Below are 23,426 nucleotides of genomic sequence, written 5' to 3' on the forward strand. Positions count from 1 at the left end.
TGCCGCCCCGGTGCGTGCCCCTCTGTCCAACCACCGTCCCGTCCCGTCCCCTCAGAAAGAGAGCAATGGCGAACGCAGCGATCACCGACCTGTCCAGCCTGGCCCGGATCGAAAACGTCAGGCTCCTCGACCCGCTCAACGCGGACTCGGCCTGTTTCCGGCTGCGCACCATGAACACGCAGACCGACGTGTCAGCGATAGTGGGCGCACTGCGCGCCCTGATACCCGGCCTCGACGAGGTCGCCACGTACTCGTTGGACGAGTGCCTCTCGGCGATGCGTGACCTCGGCATGTTCCTGGGCTCCCTCAAGCGGCACGGCGTGGAGCCGCTGCCGGTGGTGCCGGAGGTCACCGCGGTGCTGGAGGAACTCGGCCGGCGGACCGACATGGTGCCCCGGGACACCGTGCACCACTACACCACCTGGAACCCGGTGGGGCACCGCCAGCGGATGTACACCGGGGACCCGCAGGAGAGGTTCCTCCAGGAGTCGGTGCGGATGGTCTTTCCGGATCTGCGTACCGGCCTGAACACGTGTGACGTGCTGGCCGACACCGCACCTACCGATCCGGAGTTCGCCCCGCTGCTGGACGAGTTGAACGTCCGGCTGCACGCGATGGTGGACTCGATCGACCTGGTGCTGCGGCACGTCAGCCCGGTCTTCTTCGCCCGGGTGCTCCGCCCCTACTTCGAGGAGATCACCGTCTCGGGCCGGGAACTGCTCGGGCCGGCCGCCGCGCAGGTGCCGCTCTGGCTGGTCGACCAGGTCATCTGGGCGACCGACCGCAGCGAACCCGGGTACGACGAGTTCATCCGCCACTCGGTCCCCTACAGCCTGCCCCGGTGGCGGAGCTACTACACACGGTGGAGCGAGGGCAGGTCGGTGGTGAGTCGGCTGGTCGACGCCTACGGCGGGCTGGACGGCGCGACGACCGGCCGGGAGTCGCCGGTGTTGCGCCGCGGCGCGGAGGCGCTCGCCCGGGTGCTGCGGACGGTGGTGGTGTTCCGGGGGCGGCACCTCGGCATCGCCCGGCAGGCGTACCAGGCCGATCTCCGCCTCTACCCGGTGGGCAGCGGCGGCGCCAGCGTCGACCTGCTCCGGCAGATCATCGATCTGACCCGGCAGAACGCCGGCCTGGTCCAGGCCCGCCGGCCGAACCCGTCGACCGAGGTGCCGACGATCCGGCCGACCGCGCCGGCCGGGCCGGACCGCAGGATTCCGCAGCAGCGTTGGCGGGACGGGGTGGCCCTGTGAGGGTGCTGATCGCCGGTGGCGGCATCGGGGGCCTGACGCTGGCCCTGAGTCTGCACGCGGTGGGGATCACCGACATCAGGGTCGTCGAGGCGGCACCGGCGATCCGGCCGCTCGGCGTCGGCCTGAACATCCTGCCCAACGCGGTGCGTGAACTCGCCGAGCTGGGGCTGCTCGACGAGTTGTCGGCGGTCGGGGTCCAGACCGGGGAGCTGTCGTACTACAACCGCTTCGGATCGTTGATCTGGAACGAACCGCGCGGGCGGGCCGCCGGCTACCGCTGGCCGCAGTTGTCGATCCACCGGGGGCGGCTGCAGCTGGTGCTGCTCGACGAGGTGCGCCGACGGCTCGGCGACGAGACGGTGGTCGCCGACGCCCGGGTGCGCGACTTCGACATCCGGGCGGACGACTCGGTGCGGGTGATCGTGGATCATCCGGCCGCCGGTGGGGTCGGCGAGTTCGACGCCGACGTCATGGTCGGTGCGGACGGCATCAACTCGGCGGTCCGCGCCGCGCTCTATCCCGACGAGGGCGAGCCGCCGTGGAACGGGCTGCTGGTGTGGCGGGGGTCCGCCTGGCGGACGCCGTTCCTCAACGGCAGCACGATGATCATCGCCGGGGACGAGCGACGTCGGGCCGTGGTGTATCCGATGTCCCGACCGGCCGGGCCCGGGCAGCCGGTGCTGATGAACTGGGCACTGGCCCGGCCGGCAGCCGAACAGGACCGGCCGGCCCGGGCGGACTGGAACCGGAGGGTCGAACCGGATTCCTTCCTGTCCGACTTCGCCGATCTCCGCTTCGACTGGCTGGACGTGCCGGAACTGGTCCGGGCCGGTGGGGAGGCGTTCGTCTATCCGATGGTGGACCGCGACCCGCTGCCCCGGTGGACCTTCGGCCCGGTGACGTTGCTCGGTGACGCCGCGCACGCCATGTACCCGATGGGTTCCAACGGAGCGACCCAGTCGATCGTGGACGCCCGGGTGCTGGCGTTCTGCCTGGCCCGGCACGCCGACCCGGTCGCCGCCCTGGTCGAGTACGAGCAGCGGCGTCGGCCGGTCACCACGGATCTGCAGGAGCGTAACCGGCAGCTCGGGCCGGAACTCGTCATCAGCCTGGCGGCCCGGCTGGCCCCTGACGGTTTCACCGACGTGCACGAGGTCATTTCGGCAGGTGAGCTGGCCGAGATCTCCGACCGGTACGCCCGGTCGGGCGGCTTCGACGTGACGACTGTCAACGACCGCCCGTCCTACGACGTGCCGGACGCCGCACGGGTGGTGCTGCCGTGAGGGTGGACAGTTATCTCGACGTCTCGTGTCCCTGGTGCTACGTCACCAAACGGCACCTCGACGCGGCCGTACGGGAGTTCGACGGTCCCGAGGTCCGGATCGTGCGGCATCCCTACCAGATCGACGGCGAACACCCCGCCACGCCGATGCCGATGCTCACCTGGCTGGCCGGCAAGTACGGCGAGGAGAAGGCGGCCCGGATGAGCGCCGAGGTCACCAGGTACGGCCTCGGCATGGGCATCGCCTTCGCCAACGAGGCCGGCTACGCGGTCAACACCCTGGCCGCCCACCGGCTGCTCTGGTCGGCCGGCCGGGAGTACGGCGAGGAGGTCCAGGGACGGCTGGAGGAACTGCTCTTCGCGGGCTACTTCGTCGACGCCGTCGACGTGTCCGACCCCGAGGTGCTGGTCGATCGCGCCACCCGGGCCGGAATGGCACCCGGGCGGGCGGCCCACCTGCTCGCCACCGACGCGGGCACGGACGAGGTACGGGAGTTGGTCCGGCGGGCCCGGCGGGAGACCGCCGTGGTGCCCCTGGTCGTGGTCGACGGCCGACGTCGGCTCGACGGCCCGCAGGAAAGCGACCGCCTGCTGGCGGCGCTCCGACAGACAGCGGAAGGAAGGTGAACCCGGTGGAACTGACCCGTCGTGGAGTGCTGGGTGGTTCGGCGGTGGTCGGTGGCGCGGCGGCTGCCGCGTTCGTGGGCGTGGCACCCGCGGTGTCGGCCCGGCCGGCAGCGGGGGACGGCGGCACCCTCCTGACCGTACGGCCCGGTGATCCGCAGTACGCCGACCTGGTGCGGGGCGTCAACCAGCGGTGGGTGGGCCGCCCCGGCCAGGTGGTGGTGGCCACCTCGACCCCGGACGTGGTGCGGGCGGTGGAGCAGGCGGCGCGTACCGGGCGGCGGTTGTCGGTCCGCAGCGGCGGCCACTGCTTCGAGGACTTCGTCAGCGATCCGGCCGTGGAGATCCTGCTGGACCTGGGGGGCCTGGACCAGATCGGCTTCGACCCGGCCCGGCGGGCCTTCGTGGTCGGGGCCGGCGCCCGGCTGGAGGAGGTCAACCGTCGGCTCTTCGCCGGCTGGGGGGTCGCGTTGCCGGCCGGTTCGTGCCCGAGCGTCGGGGTCGGCGGGCATATCTCAGGTGGCGGCTACGGCCCGCTCAGCCGCCTGTTCGGGCTGACCGTCGACCACCTCTACGCGGTGGAGGTGGTGGTGGCGGACAGATCGGGTGCGGCGCGGGCGGTGACCGCCACCCGGGAGGCCGACGATCCGCACCGGGAGTTGTGGTGGGCGCACACCGGCGGTGGCGGCGGCAACTTCGGGGTGGTCACCAGGTACTGGTTCCGGTCACCCGGCACCGACACCACCGACCCGCGCCGGCTGCTGCCCCGGCCACCGGCGGAGCTGCTGGTCAACACCGTGATCTGGCCGTGGGAGGCGATGGACCGGGCGGCGTTCACCCGGTTGCTGCTCAACTACAGCCGGTGGTACGTCGCCCGCAACCGTCCGGGCCTGGTCGAGAACCACCTCTACAGCCACCTGATCACGTTCCACCGTTCCGGGGGCGCCGTCGTGCTCAACACGCAGGTGTCGGGGCAGGCGCCCGACCCTGACGGTCTGCTCGACGACTTCCTGGCGGCGGTCGGCGACGGGGTCGGCGTGGCCGGGCAGAGCACCGTCCGGCGCAGGCTGCCCTGGCTGCTCGGCACCCAGTGGTCCGGGTTCGCCGACCGGCCGGTCGGTCGCCGGATCAAGGGCAAGTCGGCGCTGCACCGGACCGCGTTCACGCCGGCGCAGGCGGCAGCCATCCACCGGGCGTTGACCTCGACCGACTACTCCCACCCGGGCAGCGGGGTCCTGATCGCTCCGTACGGCGGTCAGGTCACCGCCGTCGCCGGGTCCGCCACCGCGAGTTCACACCGTGACGCCGCGCTGATGCTCATGTATCTGAGCGAGTGGGACGACGAGTCGGAGGACGCGACGCACATCGGCTTTCTCCGCGGGTGCTACCGGGACGTCTACGCCGGCACCGGCGGCGTCCCGGTGCGCGACCGCGGTACGGGTGGCGCGTACATCAACTATCCCGACGTCGACCTGCGGGACCCGGCGTGGAACCGGTCGGGCAGTTCCTGGCAGGAGCTGTACTACGGCGCCAACTACCCCCGGTTGCAGCGGGTCAAGAGCCAGTGGGACCCGCTGCGGCTGTTCCAGCACCGGCTCTCGGTCGAGCCGAATCGATGAGGAGGACGTACCGATGAGCGTGTTGCAGGAGATCGTGCGGGACGTACGCGCCGATCTGGCGGCCCGGGAGGCGCGCGTCGGACCGGCGGTGCTGGAGGAGATGGTCGCGGCGGCGGCCCCGCCGTTGGACGCGGTGGCCGCGCTGCGGGGCGACACGGTGCGGGTCATCGCGGAGATCAAGCGGCGCAGCCCCGCCAAGGGGCCGCTGGCCGACATCGACGACCCGGCAGGTCTCGCCGGGGCCTACGTGGCCGGCGGCGCGGCCGCGATCAGCGTGCTCACCGAGCCGCGCCGGTTCGGTGGCTCCCTGGCCGACCTGACCGCGGTCCGTGCCGCCGTGCCGGTGCCGGTGCTCCGTAAGGATTTCATCGTCTCCGCCTATCAGCTGTGGGAGGCGCGGGCGCACGGCGCGGACCTGGTGCTGCTGATCGTCGCCGCGCTCGGTCAGCCCGAGCTGGAGTCGTTGTTGCGCCAGGCCACCGACCTGGGGCTGACCACCCTGGTCGAGACGCACGACGCCGAGGAGGTACGCCGGGCGGTCGACGCCGGCGCGCGGGTGATCGGCATCAATGCCCGCAACCTCAACACCCTGGCGGTCGACCCGGGGGTGTTCGCGACGTTGGCGGCGCTGGTGCCGGACGACGTGGTCCGGGTCGCCGAGTCGGGGGTCCGGGTCCCCACGGATGTCGGGGTCTACCGGGATGCCGGCGCGGCGGCGGTACTTGTCGGCGAGGCGCTGGTGACCAGCGCGGATCCGGGGGCATCGGTGGCCGCCCTGGTGGCGGCGGGCCGTCGGCCGGCGGGAGCGTCCCGGTGACGCCCCCGTGGGCGGCGTCGCCGCAGGCCTACGTGGCGGTGGTCGCCGAGGCCCTCGACGGCCCCGAACTGCCCGATGGCGCGGACGGCCACTTCGGGCAGTTCGGCGGGCAGTTCATGCCGGAGGCGCTGATGGCGGCGTTGGCGGAGGTGACGGAGGCGTACCACCGGGCCCGTAAGGACCGGGAGTTCCATGCCGAGTTCGCCGCGCTGCTGACCGGGTTCGCCGGGCGGCCGAGCCCGCTGACCGAGACGCCCCGGTTCGCCGAGGGCACCGGGGCGCGGATCCTGCTCAAGCGGGAGGATCTCAACCACACCGGCTCCCACAAGATCAACAATGTGCTGGGTCAGGCGCTGTTGACCCGCCGGATGGGCAAGAAGCGGGTGATCGCCGAGACCGGCGCCGGCCAACACGGCGTCGCCACCGCCACCGCGGCGGCATTGTTCGGTCTTGAGTGCGTCGTCTACATGGGCGAGGAGGACATCCGCCGGCAGGCGCTCAACGTCGCCCGGATGCGGGTGCTCGGCGCGCAGGTCGTCCCGGTGACAGTGGGCAGCCGCACCCTCAAGGACGCCCTGAACGAGGCCATCCGGGACTGGGTGACCAACGTGGAGACCACCCACTACATCCTCGGCACGGCGGCCGGACCGCATCCCTTCCCGGCCCTGGTCCGCGACTTCCACCGGGTGATCGGACTGGAGGCGAAAGCCCAGCTGGCCGCCGTCAGCCCGACACCGCCGACGGCCGTGGCGGCCTGCGTCGGCGGCGGCTCGAACGCCATCGGCGCCTTCCACGCGTTCGTGCCCGACGACCGGGTGCGGCTGTACGGCTTCGAGGCCGGCGGTGCCGGCGTGACGACCGACCGGCACGCCGCCTCGATCACCGGCGGCTCGGTGGGCGTGCTGCACGGTGCCCGTACCTACCTGCTCCAGGACCGGTACGGACAGACCCGGGACAGCCACTCGATCTCGGCGGGGCTGGACTACCCGGCGGTCGGGCCCGAACATGCCTGGCTGCACGACACCGGCCGGGTGCGGTACGAGCCGGTCGACGACGACGAGGCGATGCGTGCCTTCGCCCGGCTCAGCCGTACCGAGGGGATCATCCCGGCGATCGAGTCCGCGCACGCGCTGGCCGGCGCGCTGCGGATCGCGCCCTCGCTGCCCACCGGCCCGGACGGCGCTCCACCGGTGATCGTCGTCTGCCTGTCCGGACGCGGGGACAAGGACATGCACACCGCCATCGAGCACCTGGGCCTGGAGGGGGACGACCGTGGGTGACCCGACCGGGCCGCAGACCAGGCTGAGCCGGACGCTGAGCGCCGCACGGGCGCAGGGGCGGGCGGCGCTGATCGGCTACCTGCCGGTCGGCTTCCCCACCGTGGCCGGCTCGATCGCGGCGATGGAGGCGATGGTCGAGGCGGGCGTCGAGGTGGTCGAGGTCGGCCTGCCGTACAGCGACCCCGCCATGGACGGGCCGGTCATCCAACATGCCGTGGACGTCGCGCTGGCCGGTGGAACCGTCACACCGCACGTCTTCGAGGCGGTCGAGGCGGTCACCGCCGCCGGGGCCGCCGCCGTCTGCATGACCTACTGGAACCCCGTCGAGCGGTACGGCGTCGACCGGTTCGCCGAGGAACTGGCCACCGCCGGGGGCTGCGGGCTGATCATTCCCGACCTCATCCCGGAGGAGGCGGACCGCAGCGGCTGGACGGCGGCCAGTGACGCGTACCAGCTGGACCGGATCTACCTGGTCGCCCAGACCTCGACGGCCGGGCGGCTGGCCCGCACGGCCACGGCCAGCCGGGGCTTCGTCTACGCCGCCGCGTTGATGGGCGTCACCGGCACCGGCGGTGCCTCGGCGGAGGCGGCGCAGGCGCTGGTCAGCCGGGTGCGGACGGTCACCGACACGCCGGTCTGCGTCGGGCTCGGGGTGTCCACCGGGGCACAGGCGGCCCGGATCGCCGGCTACGCCGACGGGGTGATCGTCGGCGCCGGTTTCGTCCGTCGACTGATCGACAACGAGGACCCGGGGGCCCGGCTGCACGCGGTCCGCGGCTTCGCCGGCGAGTTGGCCACCAGCATCCGGGATGCCCGTGTGCCGGCCTGACCTGTCGGGCGGACCGACAGCCGAGGTACGGCTGTCGGTCCGCCCGCCGTCCTCACCCGGCCACGGCACCTCGTCCGGCCGACGATCCGGCGGTGTCCACGTGACCGTCGCCCGCCGGGCGGACCCGGTCGGGCCCACCGGTCGGGCGTGCCCCGACCGCCCCGGCGTCGCCCGGATCCCGGGTTCCGCCGCCGACGAGCGCACCGCCGACCTCCCGCCAACGATCGAGCAGCCGGCGGGCGGCACCGGAGTCGATGGACTCGGCGGCGAGGCGTACCCCGGCCGCCAACCGGGCGGTGACCGGTTCGTCGGTCGGGCGGGCCGCCGCGATCCCGGCCGCCGCCGCGAGCAGCACCGCGTCACGCACCGGTCCGGTCACGCCGGCCAGCACCTCGCCCGCGACCCGCGCACTGTCCTCGGGACCGCAGGTGCGCAACGCGGCCAACGGGGAGTAGCCGATACCGATCTCGCGGGGGTCGAAGACCTCCTCGCGCACCGCCAGGTCACGGACCACCCAGACCCGGGACGTGGTGGTCACCGTCAACTCGTCCAGCCCGTCGTCACCACGGAACACCAGGGCGCTCCCGCCGGCATGAGCCATCACCCCCGCCACCAGCGGGGCGGCCCGCAGATCGGCCACCCCGATCGCGTGGGCCGACGGCCGGGCCGGATTGGACAGCGGCCCGAGCAGGTTGAACACGGTGGGCACGCCGAGCTCCCGACGGACGGCGGCGGCGTGCCGCATGGCCGGGTGGAACACCGGCGCGAAACAGAACCCGATGCCCACCTGGTCGACCAGGGTCGCCACCTCGGCGGCGGAGAGCCGCAGCGGCACCCCGAGGCGCTCCAGCACGTCGGCCGAGCCGCTCGACGACGAGACCGAGCGGTTGCCGTGCTTGACCACCCGGATCCCCGCGCCGGCCACCACGATCGCGGCCATCGTGGAGATGTTCACCGTCCGGGCGCCGTCGCCGCCGGTGCCGACGATGTCGAGCGTCGGACCCGCCACCGGCACCGGCACCGCGTGCGCGTACATGGCCTGCAACAGCCCGTCCACCTCGGCGACGGTCTCGCCCTTGGCGCGCAACGCCACCAGGAAGGCGGCCAGCCGGGCCGGCGGGACCGCACCCCGCATCACCTCGTCCATCGCCCACTCGGTGTCCTTGGCGGTCAGGTCCTCCCGCCGCAGCAGGGCGCTCAACAGTGCGGCCCAGTTCCGATCGGTCTCGGTCATCAGTTGCCCCCTCACGTCCTCCTGCCCACTGTCGGATCGGGCGGCAGGTCGTGCCAGGCCACCCCGGCGGCGAACGGCCGGTCCACTTCCCCCGTCGCGGACCGGGGAGCAGCGTGATGGCCTGGCGGTTGTTCATCCACGTCGACCGGGACTGCGGCACCCCGTTGACCGTGCAGATCCACGACGCCATCCAGCGGGAGATCGTCGCCGGTTCGCTGCGACCGGCGACCCGGCTGCCCTCCAGCCGGCAACTCGCCGCCGACCTCGCGGTCTCCCGCAGCGTCGTGGTGGAGGCGTACGACCGGTTGATCGCCGAGGGCTACCTGGACGCGGTACGCGGGTCGGGCACCCGGGTGGCCCGGCACATCAGCCCGGTCACGGCCCGACCCGAGCCGGTGCACCGGCCCGAGGCGCAGCTCGTCCGCTTCGATCTGCGGCCGGACGCCGGCGACGGGGTCCACTTCCCGCACAGCGACTGGCTGACCGCGTACGACCGCGCGGTGCGTTCGGTCCGGCTGCCCGATCTGGACCGGCCGCCGTCCTGCGGGGTGGCGGCGTTGCGTACGGAACTCGCCGGTTATCTCGGTCGGGTCGTCGGGGTCCGGGCCGAACCCGGGCAGACCCTGGTCACCGCGGGTTTCTCGGCGGCGCTGCGGCTGCTGAGCGGCGCGTTGCGCCGGATCGGCATCGACCAGTTGGGCGTGGAGGATCCCGGCCACCCCCGGCACCGACGCCTCGCCGCCCGGTTCGGCCTGCGCCCACACCCGGTGCCCGTCGACGACGGGGGGATCGACGTACGGGCCCTGGCCGCCAGCGGGGTGCGGGCGGTGCTGACCACCGCGGCCCACCAGTTCCCGACCGGGGTCACCATGAGTGGGGAACGCCGTGGCCAGTTGTTGCGGTGGGCCCACGACAACGACGCGTGGATCATCGAGTTGGATCACGACGGCGATCTGTGGATGGAGCCCCGGCCCCGGCCCCTCGCCCTGCAACGCGAGGCCCCCGACCGGGTCGTCTACGCCGGTACGGCCAGCACGATCCTCGGCCCGGGGCTGCGGGTGGGCTGGCTCTGCGTCCCGTCGCCGCTGCTGCCCGTCGTCGACCGGGTCGGCGTCGACCGGGAGTTCGCGGTGGACAGCCTGACCCAGCTGGCCTTCGCCGAGTTCATCCGCAGCGGGCTGCTCGACCGGCACGCCCGGCGGATGCGGGCCCGCTGCCGGGCCCGGCGTGAGGCGTTCAACCAGGCGGTCGGACGCCACCTGCCCCAGGCCCGCACGATCGGCTCGACGGCCGGCCTGTACGCGTACCTGAGGCTTGCCGGGCAGCTCGACGAGGCCGCGCTGCTGACCGGGGCGGCCTGCCGCTCGGTGCTGGTCGCCGGTGGCAGGTCCTTCGCCGTCGACCGTCCGCCGCCGTCCGCCGCCCTGGTCGTCGGGTACGCCGGACTTCCCCGCTCGGGACTGTTCGAGGCGTTCCGGCTGGTCGGGGAGACGGCGGCGGGACTGCCCGGCCAGCCCTGCCTGCGGCACACCGCCTGACGGCCCCGACCGGGCCTCAGACCGGAACCGACGTGGTCAGGAAGTTCTCCAGCAGCCGCCTGCCACCGACGGTGGTGATGCTCTCCGGGTGGAACTGGATGCCCTCCACGGGGAGGTGCCGGTGCCGCAGACCCATGACGAACCCGTCGTCGTCGGAGTGCGCGGTCGCCTCCAGCACGTCCGGCAGCGGCTCGCCGACCACCAGCGAGTGGTAGCGGGTGGCGACCATCTCCGGCGTCAGGCCGGTGAAGACGCCCCGCCCGTCGTGCCGCACGACGCTGGTGCGGCCGTGCATCGGCCGGCCGGAGACCAGCACCTCGGCGCCGAAGGCCAGCCCGATGGCCTGGTGACCGAGGCACACCCCGAGCACCGGCACCCGGCCGGCGAAGAGTCGTACCAGCTCCACGTGACCGGAGTCGGCCGGATGCCCCGGTCCGGGCCCGAGCACCACCGCGTCCGGTTCCCAGGCCAGCAGTTCGGCCTCCGGCAGCGTCTTCGACCGTACGGTCTCGGCCTGCACGCCGAGGTCGCGCAGGTACTGCTGGATGATGTGCACGAAGCTGTCGTAGGCGTCGATGAGCAGCACCTTCACGGCAGCAACTCCTCTCCGGTCAGCGCCCAGTAGGCGGCTGACATCTTGTGTAGGGTCTCGGCCCATTCCCCCTCGGGGTCGGACTGCGCCACGATCCCCGCCGAACTCTGGGTCGAGTAGCGGACCCCGTCGAAGGAGACGGTGCGGATGCAGAGCGCCAGCTCGCTCCAGCCACGCGGGTCGATCAGGCCGACGGTGCCCGCGTAGCTGCCCCGGTCGTCCCGCTCGATCTCGCTGATGATCTCCATGGCCCGCAGCTTCGGCGCGCCGGTCATCGTGCCCGCCGGGAAGGTGGACCGCAGCGTCGTCCACACGTCGGCACCGGGCTCCAGCCGGGCGGAGACCGTCGACACCAGGTGGAACACGTGGGAGAAGGTCTCCACCGCCATCAGCCGGTCGACCGCCAGGCTGTGCGGGCGGGCGACCCGGCTGACGTCGTTACGACACAGGTCGACCAGCATGATGTGCTCGGCGCGCTCCTTGGTGCTGGCGAGCAGCGCGGCGATGCGTTCGTCATTGCCCGTGCCGGTGGGGTCGCGGCGGGCGGTGCCGGCGATCGGCCGCATCACCAGCAGGTCCTCCTCGGTGCGGAACAACAGCTCCGGGCTGGCACCGATCAGGGTGGTGCCGTGGTGCGGCAGGAGATACATGTGTGGCGACGGGTTCTTGGCCCGCAGCCGGCGGTAGACCTCCAGCGGGGTCAGCGACGTGCGCACGTCGATGCGGTGGCCGATCTGGATCTGGTAGATGTCACCGACGCGGATGTGCTCCAGGCAGCGGCGCGTCCAGCCGAGGAACGTCTCCCGGTCGACGTTGTCGCTGACCTCGTCGGGGACCGGTGCCGGGGGCACCCCCGTCGGCTGCCCGGCCGGTCGGCCGGCGGGCGGCACGCCGGGGGAGGCGGGGAAGCACGGGTGGTCGCCGCGCAGGTGCCGGACCCGTCCCGAGCCCGCGTCGAACCAGACCGAGTTCCGGAACAGGGTCAGGGTCAGATCCGGCAGGTCACCTGCGGGCCGGGGCGGCAGCTCCTCCATGTGCCAGGCGGTGCCGTATCCGGCGGTGAGCAGGAAACCGAAGGCGTACGCCTGCCTCGGCTCGTCGGTCTGCACGTCGAAGAGGCCCTGGGTGTGGCGCAGCAGCTCCCAGACGCCCGCCGGCCGGTCGAATCCCCACCGGCCCGGCCCGTCCGGACGCAGGCCGAGCCCGGAGGCGAGCTGCCGGAGCGCGTCGACGATCGTCGGCACACCGTCGAACTCCAGGTGTTCCCGGTACAGCCGCACCTGCGCGAGACGCCCCCAGCCGACCACCGATCCCCGTCGCTGCGGCTCCGGCCCGGAGAGGCTCTCCAGCAGGAACACCTCCTGGCTGCCCAGGCCGTCGGCGAGGGCCGCGTAGAGCTCCAACGGATCGCGTTCGGCCAGCTCGGTCGACACCACCGTGACCGGTAACCTCAGTCGGTCGAGCAGGCCCGTGGTCGGCCCCGCGTCGTGATCCGTCCGGGCGACTCCACTCGTCAGCATCACATCCCCCTTCGCCGCTGCCAGCCAAGCAGGTGTCCCCGGGCGACCCCAGACCATTTGCCGGCTACCGGACCGGTCCACTTCGGCCTCGCGGCACCGACCGGCCGAGAGGATCGCCAGGTCATCGGGGGGTGCCAGGGGGGTCGCCGGGTGCCGGGGTGGACTGCGGCAGGTTTGACGGGGCCGGGTCCGCCGGGCCTACGCTCAGCCCTGCCGGCCCATGACCCGTCCCACAGATCCATGCTCTGCCGACGCGGAAGGCTGCCATGACCCGCGCTCTGCTCGCTGCTGCGCACCACGTCCCCACCACCGACGCCCCGACGGCTGACCACTGGCGCGGCCGGCCGGTCGCCCAGGCACCCGACTGGCCGGACAGCCGGCTGCTGGACCGGGTCGTCGGGGAGCTCAGTACCGCGTCCACCCTGGTGTCACCGCAGGAGTGCGACGACCTGACCGACCGCCTGGCGCAGGTCGCCCAGGGTGCGGGGTTCCTGTTGCAGGGGGGCGACTGCGCCGAGACGTTCGGTGGCACCTCGTCCCTGGCGGTCCGCCGGAAGCTGGAGACCCTGCTGCAGATCGCGGTGGTCCTCACGTATGCGGGCTCCCTGCCGGTCGTCAAGATCGGGCGGATGGCCGGGCAGTTCGCCAAACCACGGTCGGTGCCGACCGAGACCCGTGACGGGGTGACCCTGCCGGCCTACCGCGGCGACGCGGTCAACGGCATCGAGTTCACCGCGCAGGCCCGTCGGCCCGATCCCCGCCGCCTGCACGAGATGTACCAGGCGTCGGCGGCGACCCTGGCGATCATCCGGGCGTTCCTGACCGGTGGTTACGCCGATCTGCGGCAGGTGCACGCGTGGAACCAGGACTTCGTGGCCCGCTCACCCGTCGGGCGGCGCTACGAGCGGCTCGCCGACGACATCGACCGCGCGCTGCGCTTCGTCCAGGCCTGCAACATGGACCTCGCCGGGACCCGGAGCGTCGACCTGTACACCAGCCACGAGGGTCTGCTGCTCGACTACGAGGAGGCGTTGACCCGGACGGACCCGCGCACCGGTCGGCGGTACGCCGGCAGCGGCCACCTGCTGTGGCTGGGGGAGCGCACCAGGCAGTTGGACGGTGCCCACCTGGCGTACCTGACCACCATCGCCAATCCGATCGCCGTGAAGCTCGGTCCGGCTACCACCGCCGACGAGGTGGGCGCCTACATCGACCTGCTCGACCCGCAGCGTCGGCCCGGCCGACTGACCTTCATCGCGCGGATGGGGGCCCAGGCGGTCCGTGACCGGCTGCCCGCACTGGTCGAGGCGGCGGTTTCGGTCGGCGGTGTGGTTACCTGGATCAGCGACCCGATGCACGGCAACACGATCACCGCCCCGAGCGGGCACAAGACCCGGCGTTTCGACGACATCGTCGACGAGGTGACGGGCTTCTTCGAGGTGCATGCCGCGCTGGGCACCCATCCGGGTGGCCTGCACATCGAGTTGACGGGCGACGACGTGGCCGAGTGCGTCGGTGGCGGCGAGCCGATCGCCTTCGACGACCTGCACGCCGGGTACGAGTCGGCGTGCGATCCCCGGCTGAACCGCAGCCAGTCGATCGAGTTGGCCTTCCGGACGGCGGAACTGTTGCACGCCCAGTTCCACGGCAACGGATCGTAACGGTCCCGGCGGCGGCCGTGGGTCGTCCGACGACCGGCAGGCGTGCGCGACGCGGGCCGGGCCGGGTCTGTCCGGTCACGATTACGCATAGGCGGTTGACAATTGGTGGTTGCGGCCCAAAAGCGTGACGCCTACGCTTCAGGGCAGAATTCCGTGACCACGGGCAAGAACGCTCGGGCGGCCGGCGGGAGTTCCCTGTGGCGGGGCACTGCCGCCGGCTGATGCCGGTCGTTCGAACGTGCACCTTGCCACTGCCGGTCGCGGTGTCTCCAGTAACCCGCCAACGGCCGAACCCGCCGGAGCACCCTGTCTCCCGGCGCGGCGGCCCATGTTCGCCCGGCGGGTTCACTGTCGCACCCCCAGGACACCTGTCCAGCGGACATGTCTGTCGGTGGCCTGCGAAAGGAACGCTACGTGAAAACAGCCCTCTCCACCGCCCGAAGGTCGCTGCTGGCCGGCGCGTTGCTCGTCGCCGCCGCGTGTCCGGCCGTGATCGCGAATCAACTGCCGGCGTCGGCGGCAGTCCAGGCGACCTACTACGTCGCGCCGGACGGCAGCGACACCAATCCCGGCACGATGGAGTCGCCCCTGCGGACGCTGCAACGCGCCCGGGACGTGGTGCGTACTGTGAACGTGAACATGACCGGGGACATCCAGGTCTACCTGCGGGGCGGCCGGTATCCGGTGAGCAGCACCATCGAGTTCGGCGCGGCCGACTCCGGCAGCAACGGCTACCGGGTCAGCTACTCCGCCTACCCCGGTGAGACCCCGGTGCTCGACGGGGGCGTGCCGGTCACCGGCTGGACCCAGCACAGCGGGAACATCTGGAAGGCGCCGCTGGACCGGGCCAACAAGCTGCGCGCGCTCTACGTCAACGACAAGCGCGCCGTCATGGCGACGAAGACGGTCGGCTCGGCGGGTTGCTACGGGACGTACACCATCACCGCCGGGCAGGCCGCGTGGGCGTGGGAGTCGGGCTCGCAGTGCGACGGCGCGAAGTACAACCTCAACGACTTCCCGGCGATCGCCCGCAACGCCGAGGACATCGAGATCGAGACGGCGACCACCTGGACCACCGCCATCGTCGGGGTACGCCAGGTCACCTCCGACGGGGCGAACCGGGTGGCGTTGTTCCAGCAGCCGGGTGCCGCCATCGCCCAGGGCGCGTTCAACGGCAACGCCCAGAGCGGCGGCAGCCACAAGCTGATGAACGCCTACGAGTTCCTGGACGCGCCCGGTGAGTTCTTCTTCGACAAGGGCGCCAGGACGCTCTACTACTACAAGAGCAGCGCCGAGAACATGACGACCGCGTCGGTCTTCGCGCCGAACAACGTGACCACCCTGCTGCGGGTCGCCGGCACCTCGACGGGCAGCCACGCGCGCAACCTCACCTTCGCCGGGCTGACCGTGCAGCACTCCGACTGGAACCTGTTCTCCGTGGCCGGTTCGTCGTACAAGCAGGCGCAGCAGGGCAACCTCGGGGCGCAGGCGTACGCCAAACGCAACTTCCACGACTACTACTACCGCAACGTCGACGTCACACCGGGCATGATCCAGGTGGAGAACGCCGACAACATCCTGCTGAGCCGCAACCGCATCCAGCACAGCGGCGCCGACGGCGTCAACATGGTCAACGACGTGCAGAACAGCCAGTTGACCGGGAACTTCACCAACGACATCGCGGGTTCCGCGATCACCGTCGGCCACCCGCAGCACGTCTACATCGGCGACGGCACGTCGACCAACCGGGAGAAGTGGCTGCCGCAGGTCGAGGGGCTGCCGAAGAACATCGACATCAGGAACAACTACCTGTACGACAGCGCGGTGCTGTTCAACGGGCACAGCCCGATCTCGGCGTACTTCGTGGACACCCTGACGATCCAGCGCAACCGGATCGAGAAGTCGCCGTGGTCGGGCATCACGCTCGGCTGGGGCTGGTGGAACTTCGACGGCTCATCGGGTTCGATCGCGCCGAACCGGCCCACCACGACGGCCCGGAACAACACCATCAGCTACAACCACATCATCGACACGGTGCAGCGGCTCAGCGACACCGCACCCATCTACACGTTGGGCGCGCAGCCGGGGACGACGATCACCAACAACTACCTCCAGGGGGTGCCGTCCGGGCACAAGTACGGCCTGCACCCGGACGAGGGTTCGGCGTACATCACGTTCCGGGACAATGTGCTCAGCGTGGACAAGAACATCACCTGGATGATCAACTCAGACGACTTCGGGCGCAAGCACGACCTGAGCATCACCCAGATCTACGGCCCGATCAACAAGGTGTCCAACAAGAACCTGCCGAACAGCACGGTCAACGACATCCTGGTCTCGTCCGACTACGTCTGGCCGGCGGCGGCGTACGGCATCGCGGCCAACTCCGGGCTGGAGGACGCGTACCGGGACATCATCCCGGCGGCGAACCTCTCCCTGCCGAACTACGTGCTGCCCGCCAGCACCTTCGTCACCAGCGCCTCGGCGACCATCCCGATCCGCAGCACCGGCGACGCGGGAAGGACGGTCTGGCTGGCCCCGGCCGGCACGACCACCTTCACCGCCGGCCCGACGATGACCCGGGCGGCGGGCACCGCCACCTCCATCGCGGTGCCGACGAACCAGGGCGAGTACCGGCTGTTCGTGGTGGACGCCCAGGGCAACCGGTCGGCCGAGTCCGGCTCGCTGGTCCGCCAGCAGGGCACCGGCAGCGGTCAGCAGGGTGGCCGGCTGGTGGGCGGGCAGTCCGGCCGCTGCGTCGACGTGCCCAACGCCAGCACCACCAACGGCACCCAGGTGCAGCTGTGGGACTGCACGGGCGGCACCGGCCAGCAGTGGACGTACACCAGCGGCAGGCAGTTGACCGCGTACGGCAGCAAGTGCCTGGACGCGAGCGGCGCGGGTACCTCCAACGGCACCGCGGTCATCATCTGGGACTGCCACGGCGGTGCCAACCAGCAGTGGAACCTCAACGCCAACGGCACCCTGACCAACGCCCAGTCGGGGCTCTGCCTCGACGCGAACGGCGCGGCCACCGCCAACGGCACGAAGCTCATCCTCTGGTCCTGCAACGGCGGGTCCAACCAGCAGTGGAGCCTGCGCAACTGACCTGGCATCCCCGGGGCCGGGCCGACCGGCCCCGGGGAACCGCTGCGTGAGCTGCGGTCCGTCGCCGTGGAGGGGTGACCCCGGGCCGCAACCCGCCCGACACAGCATTGACATATTTCACTATCCGACCTAGGGTCTTGCCGAATCGATTCGACGTCCGGCGCCACCACACCGGACCTCGACCGGGTGGCGTTCGGGCACGACGTGGACCACCGGCCGATTCGACGACCAGCCGGTCCCGCCTGGGCAGCGGGCCCCGCAAGGCTGGCAGCTGCGGCGACGGGCCGGTCGGCGTCGTACGCGTACCGCGCGTCTCCCGGTGGGCCGTCCTTGGCGGGTGCGGTCGGCGGGAGCAGTTCGGGCGCGACACGTCGGAACCGTCGTGGACCCCGTACCCGAAGCAGTCATGCCGAGTGGCAGGAGCCCCATCGTGACAAGGCGCAGATCCATCCTCGGTTCCCTCGCGGCGGCGGCGGCCCTCGTCGTGACCGTGGGCGCGACGACCCTCGCCGGCGGCCCCGGCACCACCGCCGCGGCGGCCGGTGTCTCGGCGGCCGCCGCGACCGCCGGGTGCGGCAAGGCACCCACGTTGACCAGCGGCCAGCGGACCATCCAGAGCAGCGGCCAGAACCGCAGCTTCATCCTCCGGATCCCCGACGGCTACGACCGCAACCACCAGTACCGGCTGATCTTCGGCTTCCACTGGAACGGCGGCACCGCCAACGACGTCGACGGGGGCGGCGCGGACGGGGCCGCCTGGTCCTACTACGGGCTGCGCCAGCAGGCGAACAACAGCACGATCTTCGTGGCCCCCCAGGGCAACGGCAACGGCTGGGCCAACCCGGGCGGCCAGGACGTCACCTTCGTCGACGACATGGTCCGGCTGATCGAGAACGACCTGTGCGTCGACACCACGCAGCTGTTCGCGCTGGGCTTCAGCTACGGCGGCGGGATGAGCTACTCGCTGGCCTGCTCCCGGGCGAACGTCTTCCGGGCCGTCGCGGTCTACTCCGGCGGGCAGCTCAGCGGGTGCAGCGGCGGCAGCCAGCCGATCGCCTACATGGGCATCCACGGCATCGGGGACCCGGTGCTCAACGTCTCGGCCGGCCGGTCCCTGCGGGACACCTTCGTGCGCAACAACGGGTGCACGGCGCAGAGCCCGCCCGAGCCCCGGGCCGGCAGCCTGACCCACATCACCACCACCTACTCCGGCTGCCGCGCCGGCTACCCGGTCGTGTGGGCCGCCTTCGACGGCGGGCACACCCCGGGTCCGGTCGACGGGGGCGGGGACAGCGGCGTGCGGACCTGGACCAAGGTCGAGGTGTGGCGGTTCTTCACCCAGTTCGGCAGCACCGAGCCGACGCCGAGCCCGACGGTGACGCCGACCGGTAACCCGACCACCCCGCCCCCGGGCGGCACGGGTGCCGTGCGCAACTCGTCCTCCGGGCGCTGCCTGGACGTCAACGGCGGCGCGCAGACCAACGGCTCGGCGGCGATCATCTGGGACTGCCACGGGCAGGCCAACCAGAGCTGGACCTCGACGGCCGCCCAGGAGCTGCGGGTCTTCGGCGGCAAGTGCCTGGACGTCAACGGCGCGGCCACCGCCAACGGCAGCTCGGTGATCATCTGGGACTGCAACGGCCAGGCCAACCAGCGGTGGCGGTTCAACGCCGACGGCACGATCACCGCCGTCGGCTCGGGCCGCTGCCTGGACGTGGTGGGCAGTGGTACGGCCAACGGCACGCGTACCCAGATCTGGGACTGCAACGGCAGCGCCGGCCAGCGGTGGAGCCGGAGCTGAGCTGCTGGGACGTCAGCGGAGGACATCGGTAGGACCAAGGTTGCCCCGGCGGGAGCTATGCATTGATGCAATTCAATGCATAGGGTCACTGCTGTACGAGGTGGGTCGATGCGACCCGCCGGGGCGACGCTGCCTCCGCCGTGCAGAAATCGACGTTCGTCTGGGGAGAGAACAGAACATGAACGAACAACAGGACAGTCGGCTGTGGGCCCGATGGCGGCGGACGGCCCGCACCGCCGTCACCGCGGCGGCGGTCTCGCTCGGGATCGCCACGCTCGCGGTCGGCTTCTCGGCGGGTGCGGCCGTCGCGGGGGTCGGCGTCACCGGGCAGGGCACGTCCGGCGTCGCGCTCGCCGCCGCCCCGGTCTCCCAGATCACCACGGGTGACCTGCACACATGTGCGGTCCGTACCGACGGCACACTGTGGTGCTGGGGGGACAACTACGGCGGCAAGCTCGGTGACGGCACCACCACCAACCGCACCACACCGGTGCAGGTCGGCACCGCCACCACCTGGTCGAAGGTCGACGCGGGCACCAGCAACACCTGCGCGATCCGCACCGACGGCACGCTGTGGTGCTGGGGCGGCAACTACAACGGGCAGCTCGGTGACGGCACCACCACCAGCCGGAGCACCCCGGTGCAGGTCGGCACCGCCACCACCTGGGCCAGCGTCAGCGCGGGCGCCAACCACACCTGTGGCGTCCAGACCACGGGCACCCTGTGGTGCTGGGGCCTGAACCGCAACGCGCAGCTCGGCGTCGGCACGTCCCCCTCCCGGGCGACCAGCCCGGTGCAGGTGGGCACGGAGACCACCTGGACGAGCGTCACCACCGGGTACGCGCACAGCTGCGGCGTGCGCTCCGGCGGCACCCTGTGGTGCTGGGGCGACAGCACCGACGGGCAGCTCGGCGTCGGCATCCTCGGCTACCGGGCCACCCCGGCGCAGGTCGGCACCGCGACCTCGTGGGCGGGCGTGACGGCCGGGCACGCGCACACCTGCGCGAACCGCACCGACGGGACGCTGTGGTGCTGGGGCGAGAACGGGTACGGCCAGGTCGGCGCCGGCACCGGCGTGCAGACCAGCCCGATCCAGGTCGGCACCGCGACCACCTGGACGAAGGTGGACGCCAGTGTGGACTCGTCGTGCGCGGTGCGTACCGACGGGAGTCTGTGGTGCTGGGGCAACAACGGGTTCGGGCAGTTGGGTGACGGCACCACCACCCACCGGTCCGCACCGCTGCGCGTCGGCACCCTGACCACGTGGACGCAGAACCTGTCCGTCAGCTACCACAGCTGCGGCGTGCGTACCGACGGGAGCCTGTGGTGCTGGGGCAACAACATGTCCGGGCAGTTGGGTGACGGCACCACCACCCACCGCTCGACCCCGGCGCAGCTGGTCCTGCCGGGCTGATCCGTACGCGCCACGCCGCCGACCCGCGCCGCCGCCCATCCGGCGACGGCCGGGTCGGCGGTGTGCCCGCCTCCTGCCGGCGCGGAGCTCCGCCGGAACATTCGTCTGATCATTACAAAAGTCTGCCGTCGGATCCGTTCATCAAAAGGCGCGCTGATCGGCGGTTTCGCTCCACTGGTGACGTTGACCGCAGCGCGTTACGGTGCCTAACATGTGACGTCTGATCATCGATGATCAACGATGTCAGGGCCGCGTGGGTCGACGGGCAGCGTCCCGTCCCGCGCCGGAGAGCTTCGGGGCCGGAGACCGGCTGGGGAGGCGAGTCAGATGTTCAGTTCAACAAGTCGTCGACGGGGTGTGGGTGGCGGCGGGGCACCGCGCGGACCGTGGCACAGCGGATGGCGTCCCCGGCGGTGGGCCGTATCGTTGCTCGGGGCGACGGTCGCGGCGGCGGCCGTGCTCACCGGGTTCGCCTCACCCGCCCAGGCGGCCACCGCCATCACGATCAACGGCGGGTCCGGCGGCCGGGCGCTGGACGGCATCGGCGCGGTCAGCGGCGGTGGCGGCAACAGCCGGCTGCTCGTCGACTACCCGGAGCCGCAACGCAGCGACATCCTGGACTACCTGTTCAAGCCGGGCTACGGCGCGGCGATGCAACTGATGAAGGTGGAGATCGGCGGCGACACCAACTCCACCTCCGGCGCCGAGCCCAGCCACGAGCACACCCGGGGCAGCATCAACTGCAACCGGGGCTACGAGTGGTGGATGATGGAGCAGGCCCGCGCCCGTAACCCCAACATCGCCCTGGTCGGCCTGGCCTGGGGTGCGCCGGGCTGGATCGGCAACGGCAACTTCTGGTCCACCGACTCCATCGACTACCTGGTGGCCTGGCTGGACTGCGCAGGCACCCACGGGCTGACCATCAACTACCTGGGCGGGTGGAACGAGAAGGGCTACAACGCCACCTGGTACAAGAACCTGCGCTCCACCCTCAACGCCCGGGGCTACGCCAACGTGAAGATCGTCGCGTCGGACGACTTCGGCTGGGGCGCCGCCGACGAGTCGCTGCGCGACCCGGCCTTCGGCAACGCCGTGCAGGTCTTCGGCAGCCACTACGTCTGCGGCTACCGCAGCGCCCAGACCAGCTGCCCCAGCTCGAACAACGCGGTGTCCACCGGCAAGTCGCTGTGGGCCAGCGAGAACGGCTCCGACGACTACAACGCGGGCGCACAGGCGCTCGCCCGGGGCATCAACCGGGGCTACCTCGACGGCAAGATGACCGCGTACATCAACTGGCCGGTCATCGCCGCCATCACCCCGAACATCCCGTGGGCGACCACCGGTGTGGCGGTGGCCCAGCAGCCCTGGTCCGGGGCGTACTCGATCGGCAAGAACGCCTGGGTGATGGCGCAGACCACCCAGTTCACCGCCCCGGGCTGGCGCTACCTCGACGCGTCGGGCGGGTATATCGGCGGCAACCGCAACAACGGCAGCTACGTCTCGCTGAAGTCCACCAACAACAGCGACTACAGCACCATCATCGAGACGATGGACGCCGGTGGCGCGCAGACCCTCGACTTCACCGTCACCGGCGGCCTGTCCACCGGCACGGTACGGGTCTGGTCGACCAACGTGCGCTCCAACAACACCGCCGACCACTTCGTGCGGGGCAGCGACATCACCCCGAGCGGCGGGCGCTTCTCGCTCACCGTCCAGCCCGGCTACGTCTACAGCATCACCACCACCAGCGGGCAGGGCAAGGGCACGGCGGTCAGCCCGGCGCAGGGCAACCTGAAGCTGCCGTACACCGACACCTTCGACTCGTACGCCACCGGCCGTGAGGCGCGGTACCTGATGGACCAGCAGGGCTCCTTCGAGATCGTCGGGTGCGCCGCCGGCCGCAGCGGGCAGTGCGTCCGCCAGATGTCCGAGCAGGCCCCGATCTACTGGACCTCCGGGCAGGCCGAGCCGTACACCCTGCTGGGCGACCTGACCTGGCGCAACTACACGGTCTCCTCCGACGTGCTGCTGGAGAAGTCCGGCTACGCGCAGCTCATCGGGCGCGGCAACACCTACAACCACCAGGGCCCGCAGAACATGAACGGGTACTACTTCCGGGTCACCGACGGCGGGGCCTGGTCGATCCGCAGCAACAACACCAGCGGCAACTGGCGCACCCTGGCCAGCGGCAACACCTCGGCGCTGGGCACCGGGCGGTGGCACAACCTGGCGTTCACGCTCAACGGCAGCACGCTGACCGCCGCCATCGACGGCACCACCGTCGGCACGGCCACCGACTCCACCTGGGTCGCCGGCCAGATCGGCTACGGCACCGGCCAGGGCGTCACCGCCCAGTTCGACAACCTCTCGGTGACCGCCGTCGGCTCCCCGGGCACCCCGACGGGGGAGATCCGGGGCGCGGGCTCGAACCGGTGCCTGGACGTCAACGGGGCCAGCCAGACCGACGGCGCGGTGGTGCAGATCTGGGACTGCAACGGCGGTGCCAACCAGCGTTGGTCGCTCACCTCGACCAACCAGCTCACCGTCTACGGCAACAAGTGCCTGGACGTGGCGAGCGCCGCGTCGGGGACCCGGGCCCGGATCTGGAGCTGCACCGGCGGCACCAACCAGCAGTGGCGGCTCAACGCCGACGGCACCATCGTCGGGGTCGCCTCCGGGTTGTGCCTGGACATCAACGGCGGGGCCACCGCCAACGGCTCCGCCGTCCAGCTCTGGACCTGTAACGGCGGCAGCAACCAGCAGTGGATACGCGGCTGACCGCAGGCAACGGCACGGCGGGCGGTCCCGGTGTCACCGGGGCCGCCCGCCGCTGTGTCGTGCTCAGGAACCGGTC

15 protein-coding genes and 1 pseudogene are annotated in these 23,426 nt (G+C 71.7%); 13 read left to right on the forward strand and 3 right to left on the reverse strand.

What is annotated here, in order from left to right; all coding sequences use genetic code 11:
• Nucleotides 1-65: 65 nt before the first annotated feature.
• Genes JQN84_RS02215 through trpA form a run of 7 tightly spaced genes read left to right on the forward strand, consistent with a single transcriptional unit; the run spans nt 66 to nt 7,704 of the window.
• Nucleotides 66-1,253 carry a monodechloroaminopyrrolnitrin synthase PrnB family protein gene (locus JQN84_RS02215; RefSeq protein ID WP_204956715.1) on the forward strand — a complete coding sequence of 396 codons (1,188 nt, stop codon included), beginning with the start codon at nt 66-68 and terminating at the stop codon, nt 1,251-1,253.
• Nucleotides 1,250-2,536, forward strand: coding sequence for a flavin-dependent oxidoreductase (locus tag JQN84_RS02220; protein ID WP_204956716.1), 1,287 nt, complete (start codon nt 1,250-1,252; stop codon nt 2,534-2,536). The genes JQN84_RS02215 and JQN84_RS02220 overlap by 4 nt, the downstream gene beginning before the upstream one ends.
• Nucleotides 2,533-3,162 (forward strand): DsbA family oxidoreductase, encoded by a 630-nt coding sequence (locus tag JQN84_RS02225; protein WP_204956717.1) that lies wholly within the window; start codon nt 2,533-2,535, stop codon nt 3,160-3,162. The genes JQN84_RS02220 and JQN84_RS02225 overlap by 4 nt, the downstream gene beginning before the upstream one ends.
• 5 nt (nt 3,163-3,167) lie before the next feature.
• Nucleotides 3,168-4,778 carry an FAD-binding oxidoreductase gene (locus JQN84_RS02230; RefSeq protein ID WP_204956718.1) on the forward strand — a complete coding sequence of 537 codons (1,611 nt, stop codon included), beginning with the start codon at nt 3,168-3,170 and terminating at the stop codon, nt 4,776-4,778.
• Between the two features lie 19 nt (nt 4,779-4,797).
• Nucleotides 4,798-5,595, forward strand: a complete 798-nt coding sequence (trpC, locus tag JQN84_RS02235) for an indole-3-glycerol phosphate synthase TrpC (RefSeq protein ID WP_443673885.1) — start codon at nt 4,798-4,800, stop codon at nt 5,593-5,595.
• Between the two features lie 38 nt (nt 5,596-5,633).
• Nucleotides 5,634-6,875 carry a tryptophan synthase subunit beta gene (trpB, locus tag JQN84_RS02240; RefSeq protein ID WP_307821023.1) on the forward strand — a complete coding sequence of 414 codons (1,242 nt, stop codon included), beginning with the start codon at nt 5,634-5,636 and terminating at the stop codon, nt 6,873-6,875.
• The gene (trpA, locus tag JQN84_RS02245) at nt 6,868-7,704 is read left to right on the forward strand and encodes a tryptophan synthase subunit alpha (protein WP_372445877.1); all 837 of its coding nucleotides are present in this window, start codon (nt 6,868-6,870) and stop codon (nt 7,702-7,704) included. The genes trpB and trpA overlap by 8 nt, the downstream gene beginning before the upstream one ends.
• Before the next feature lie 208 nt (nt 7,705-7,912).
• Here the strand turns inward: trpA and trpD are convergent.
• Nucleotides 7,913-8,938, reverse strand: a pseudogene (gene trpD, locus JQN84_RS02250) (anthranilate phosphoribosyltransferase); the annotation flags it as partial.
• A gap of 116 nt (nt 8,939-9,054) precedes the next feature.
• Here trpD and pdxR point away from each other — a divergent pair.
• A complete protein-coding gene (pdxR, locus tag JQN84_RS02255) occupies nt 9,055-10,476 on the forward strand; it encodes a MocR-like pyridoxine biosynthesis transcription factor PdxR (protein WP_204956721.1) in 1,422 nt (473 codons plus the stop codon).
• Between the two features lie 16 nt (nt 10,477-10,492).
• On the opposite strand, the gene JQN84_RS02260 is transcribed toward pdxR, so the two are convergent.
• Together JQN84_RS02260 and JQN84_RS02265 are read right to left on the reverse strand one after the other, a co-directional pair.
• Nucleotides 10,493-11,068 (reverse strand): anthranilate synthase component II, encoded by a 576-nt coding sequence (locus tag JQN84_RS02260; protein WP_307820959.1) that lies wholly within the window; start codon nt 11,066-11,068, stop codon nt 10,493-10,495.
• The gene (locus JQN84_RS02265; RefSeq protein WP_307820960.1) at nt 11,065-12,504 is read right to left on the reverse strand and encodes an anthranilate synthase component I family protein; all 1,440 of its coding nucleotides are present in this window, start codon (nt 12,502-12,504) and stop codon (nt 11,065-11,067) included. The genes JQN84_RS02260 and JQN84_RS02265 overlap by 4 nt, the downstream gene beginning before the upstream one ends.
• 350 nt (nt 12,505-12,854) lie before the next feature.
• On the opposite strand from JQN84_RS02265, the gene JQN84_RS02270 reads away from it, so the two are divergent.
• The 5 genes from JQN84_RS02270 (at nt 12,855) to JQN84_RS02290 (ending at nt 23,350) form a co-directional block, all read left to right on the forward strand.
• Complete coding sequence (locus JQN84_RS02270; protein WP_204956724.1) at nt 12,855-14,249, forward strand: class II 3-deoxy-7-phosphoheptulonate synthase; 1,395 nt, start codon at nt 12,855-12,857, stop codon at nt 14,247-14,249.
• A gap of 414 nt (nt 14,250-14,663) precedes the next feature.
• A complete protein-coding gene (locus JQN84_RS02275; RefSeq protein ID WP_204956725.1) occupies nt 14,664-17,357 on the forward strand; it encodes an RICIN domain-containing protein in 2,694 nt (897 codons plus the stop codon).
• A 430-nt stretch (nt 17,358-17,787) separates the two neighbouring features.
• On the forward strand, nt 17,788-19,158 hold the full coding sequence (locus JQN84_RS02280; RefSeq protein WP_204956726.1) for a lectin: 1,371 nt from the start codon (nt 17,788-17,790) through the stop codon (nt 19,156-19,158).
• Nucleotides 19,159-19,336: 178 nt separating this feature from the next.
• On the forward strand, nt 19,337-20,572 hold the full coding sequence (locus JQN84_RS02285; protein ID WP_204956727.1) for an RCC1 domain-containing protein: 1,236 nt from the start codon (nt 19,337-19,339) through the stop codon (nt 20,570-20,572).
• Nucleotides 20,573-20,899: 327 nt separating this feature from the next.
• Nucleotides 20,900-23,350 (forward strand): ricin-type beta-trefoil lectin domain protein, encoded by a 2,451-nt coding sequence (locus tag JQN84_RS02290; RefSeq protein WP_204956728.1) that lies wholly within the window; start codon nt 20,900-20,902, stop codon nt 23,348-23,350.
• Nucleotides 23,351-23,426 lie beyond the last annotated feature (76 nt).

It is taken from the genome of Micromonospora humidisoli, from assembly GCF_016900955.1.
Classification (GTDB): Bacteria; Actinomycetota; Actinomycetes; order Mycobacteriales; family Micromonosporaceae; genus Micromonospora; species Micromonospora wenchangensis.

Bases quoted from the DNA above. Each gene is read 5' to 3' on its own strand.
- JQN84_RS02215 (WP_204956715.1), top strand. From the start codon at position 66: ATGGCGAACGCAGCGATCACCGACCTGTCCAGCCTGGCCCGGATCGAA.
- pdxR (WP_204956721.1), top strand. From the start codon at position 9,055: ATGGCCTGGCGGTTGTTCATCCACGTCGACCGGGACTGCGGCACCCCG.
- JQN84_RS02270 (WP_204956724.1), top strand. From the start codon at position 12,855: ATGACCCGCGCTCTGCTCGCTGCTGCGCACCACGTCCCCACCACCGAC.
- JQN84_RS02285 (WP_204956727.1), top strand. From the start codon at position 19,337: ATGAACGAACAACAGGACAGTCGGCTGTGGGCCCGATGGCGGCGGACG.
- JQN84_RS02290 (WP_204956728.1), top strand. From the start codon at position 20,900: ATGTTCAGTTCAACAAGTCGTCGACGGGGTGTGGGTGGCGGCGGGGCA.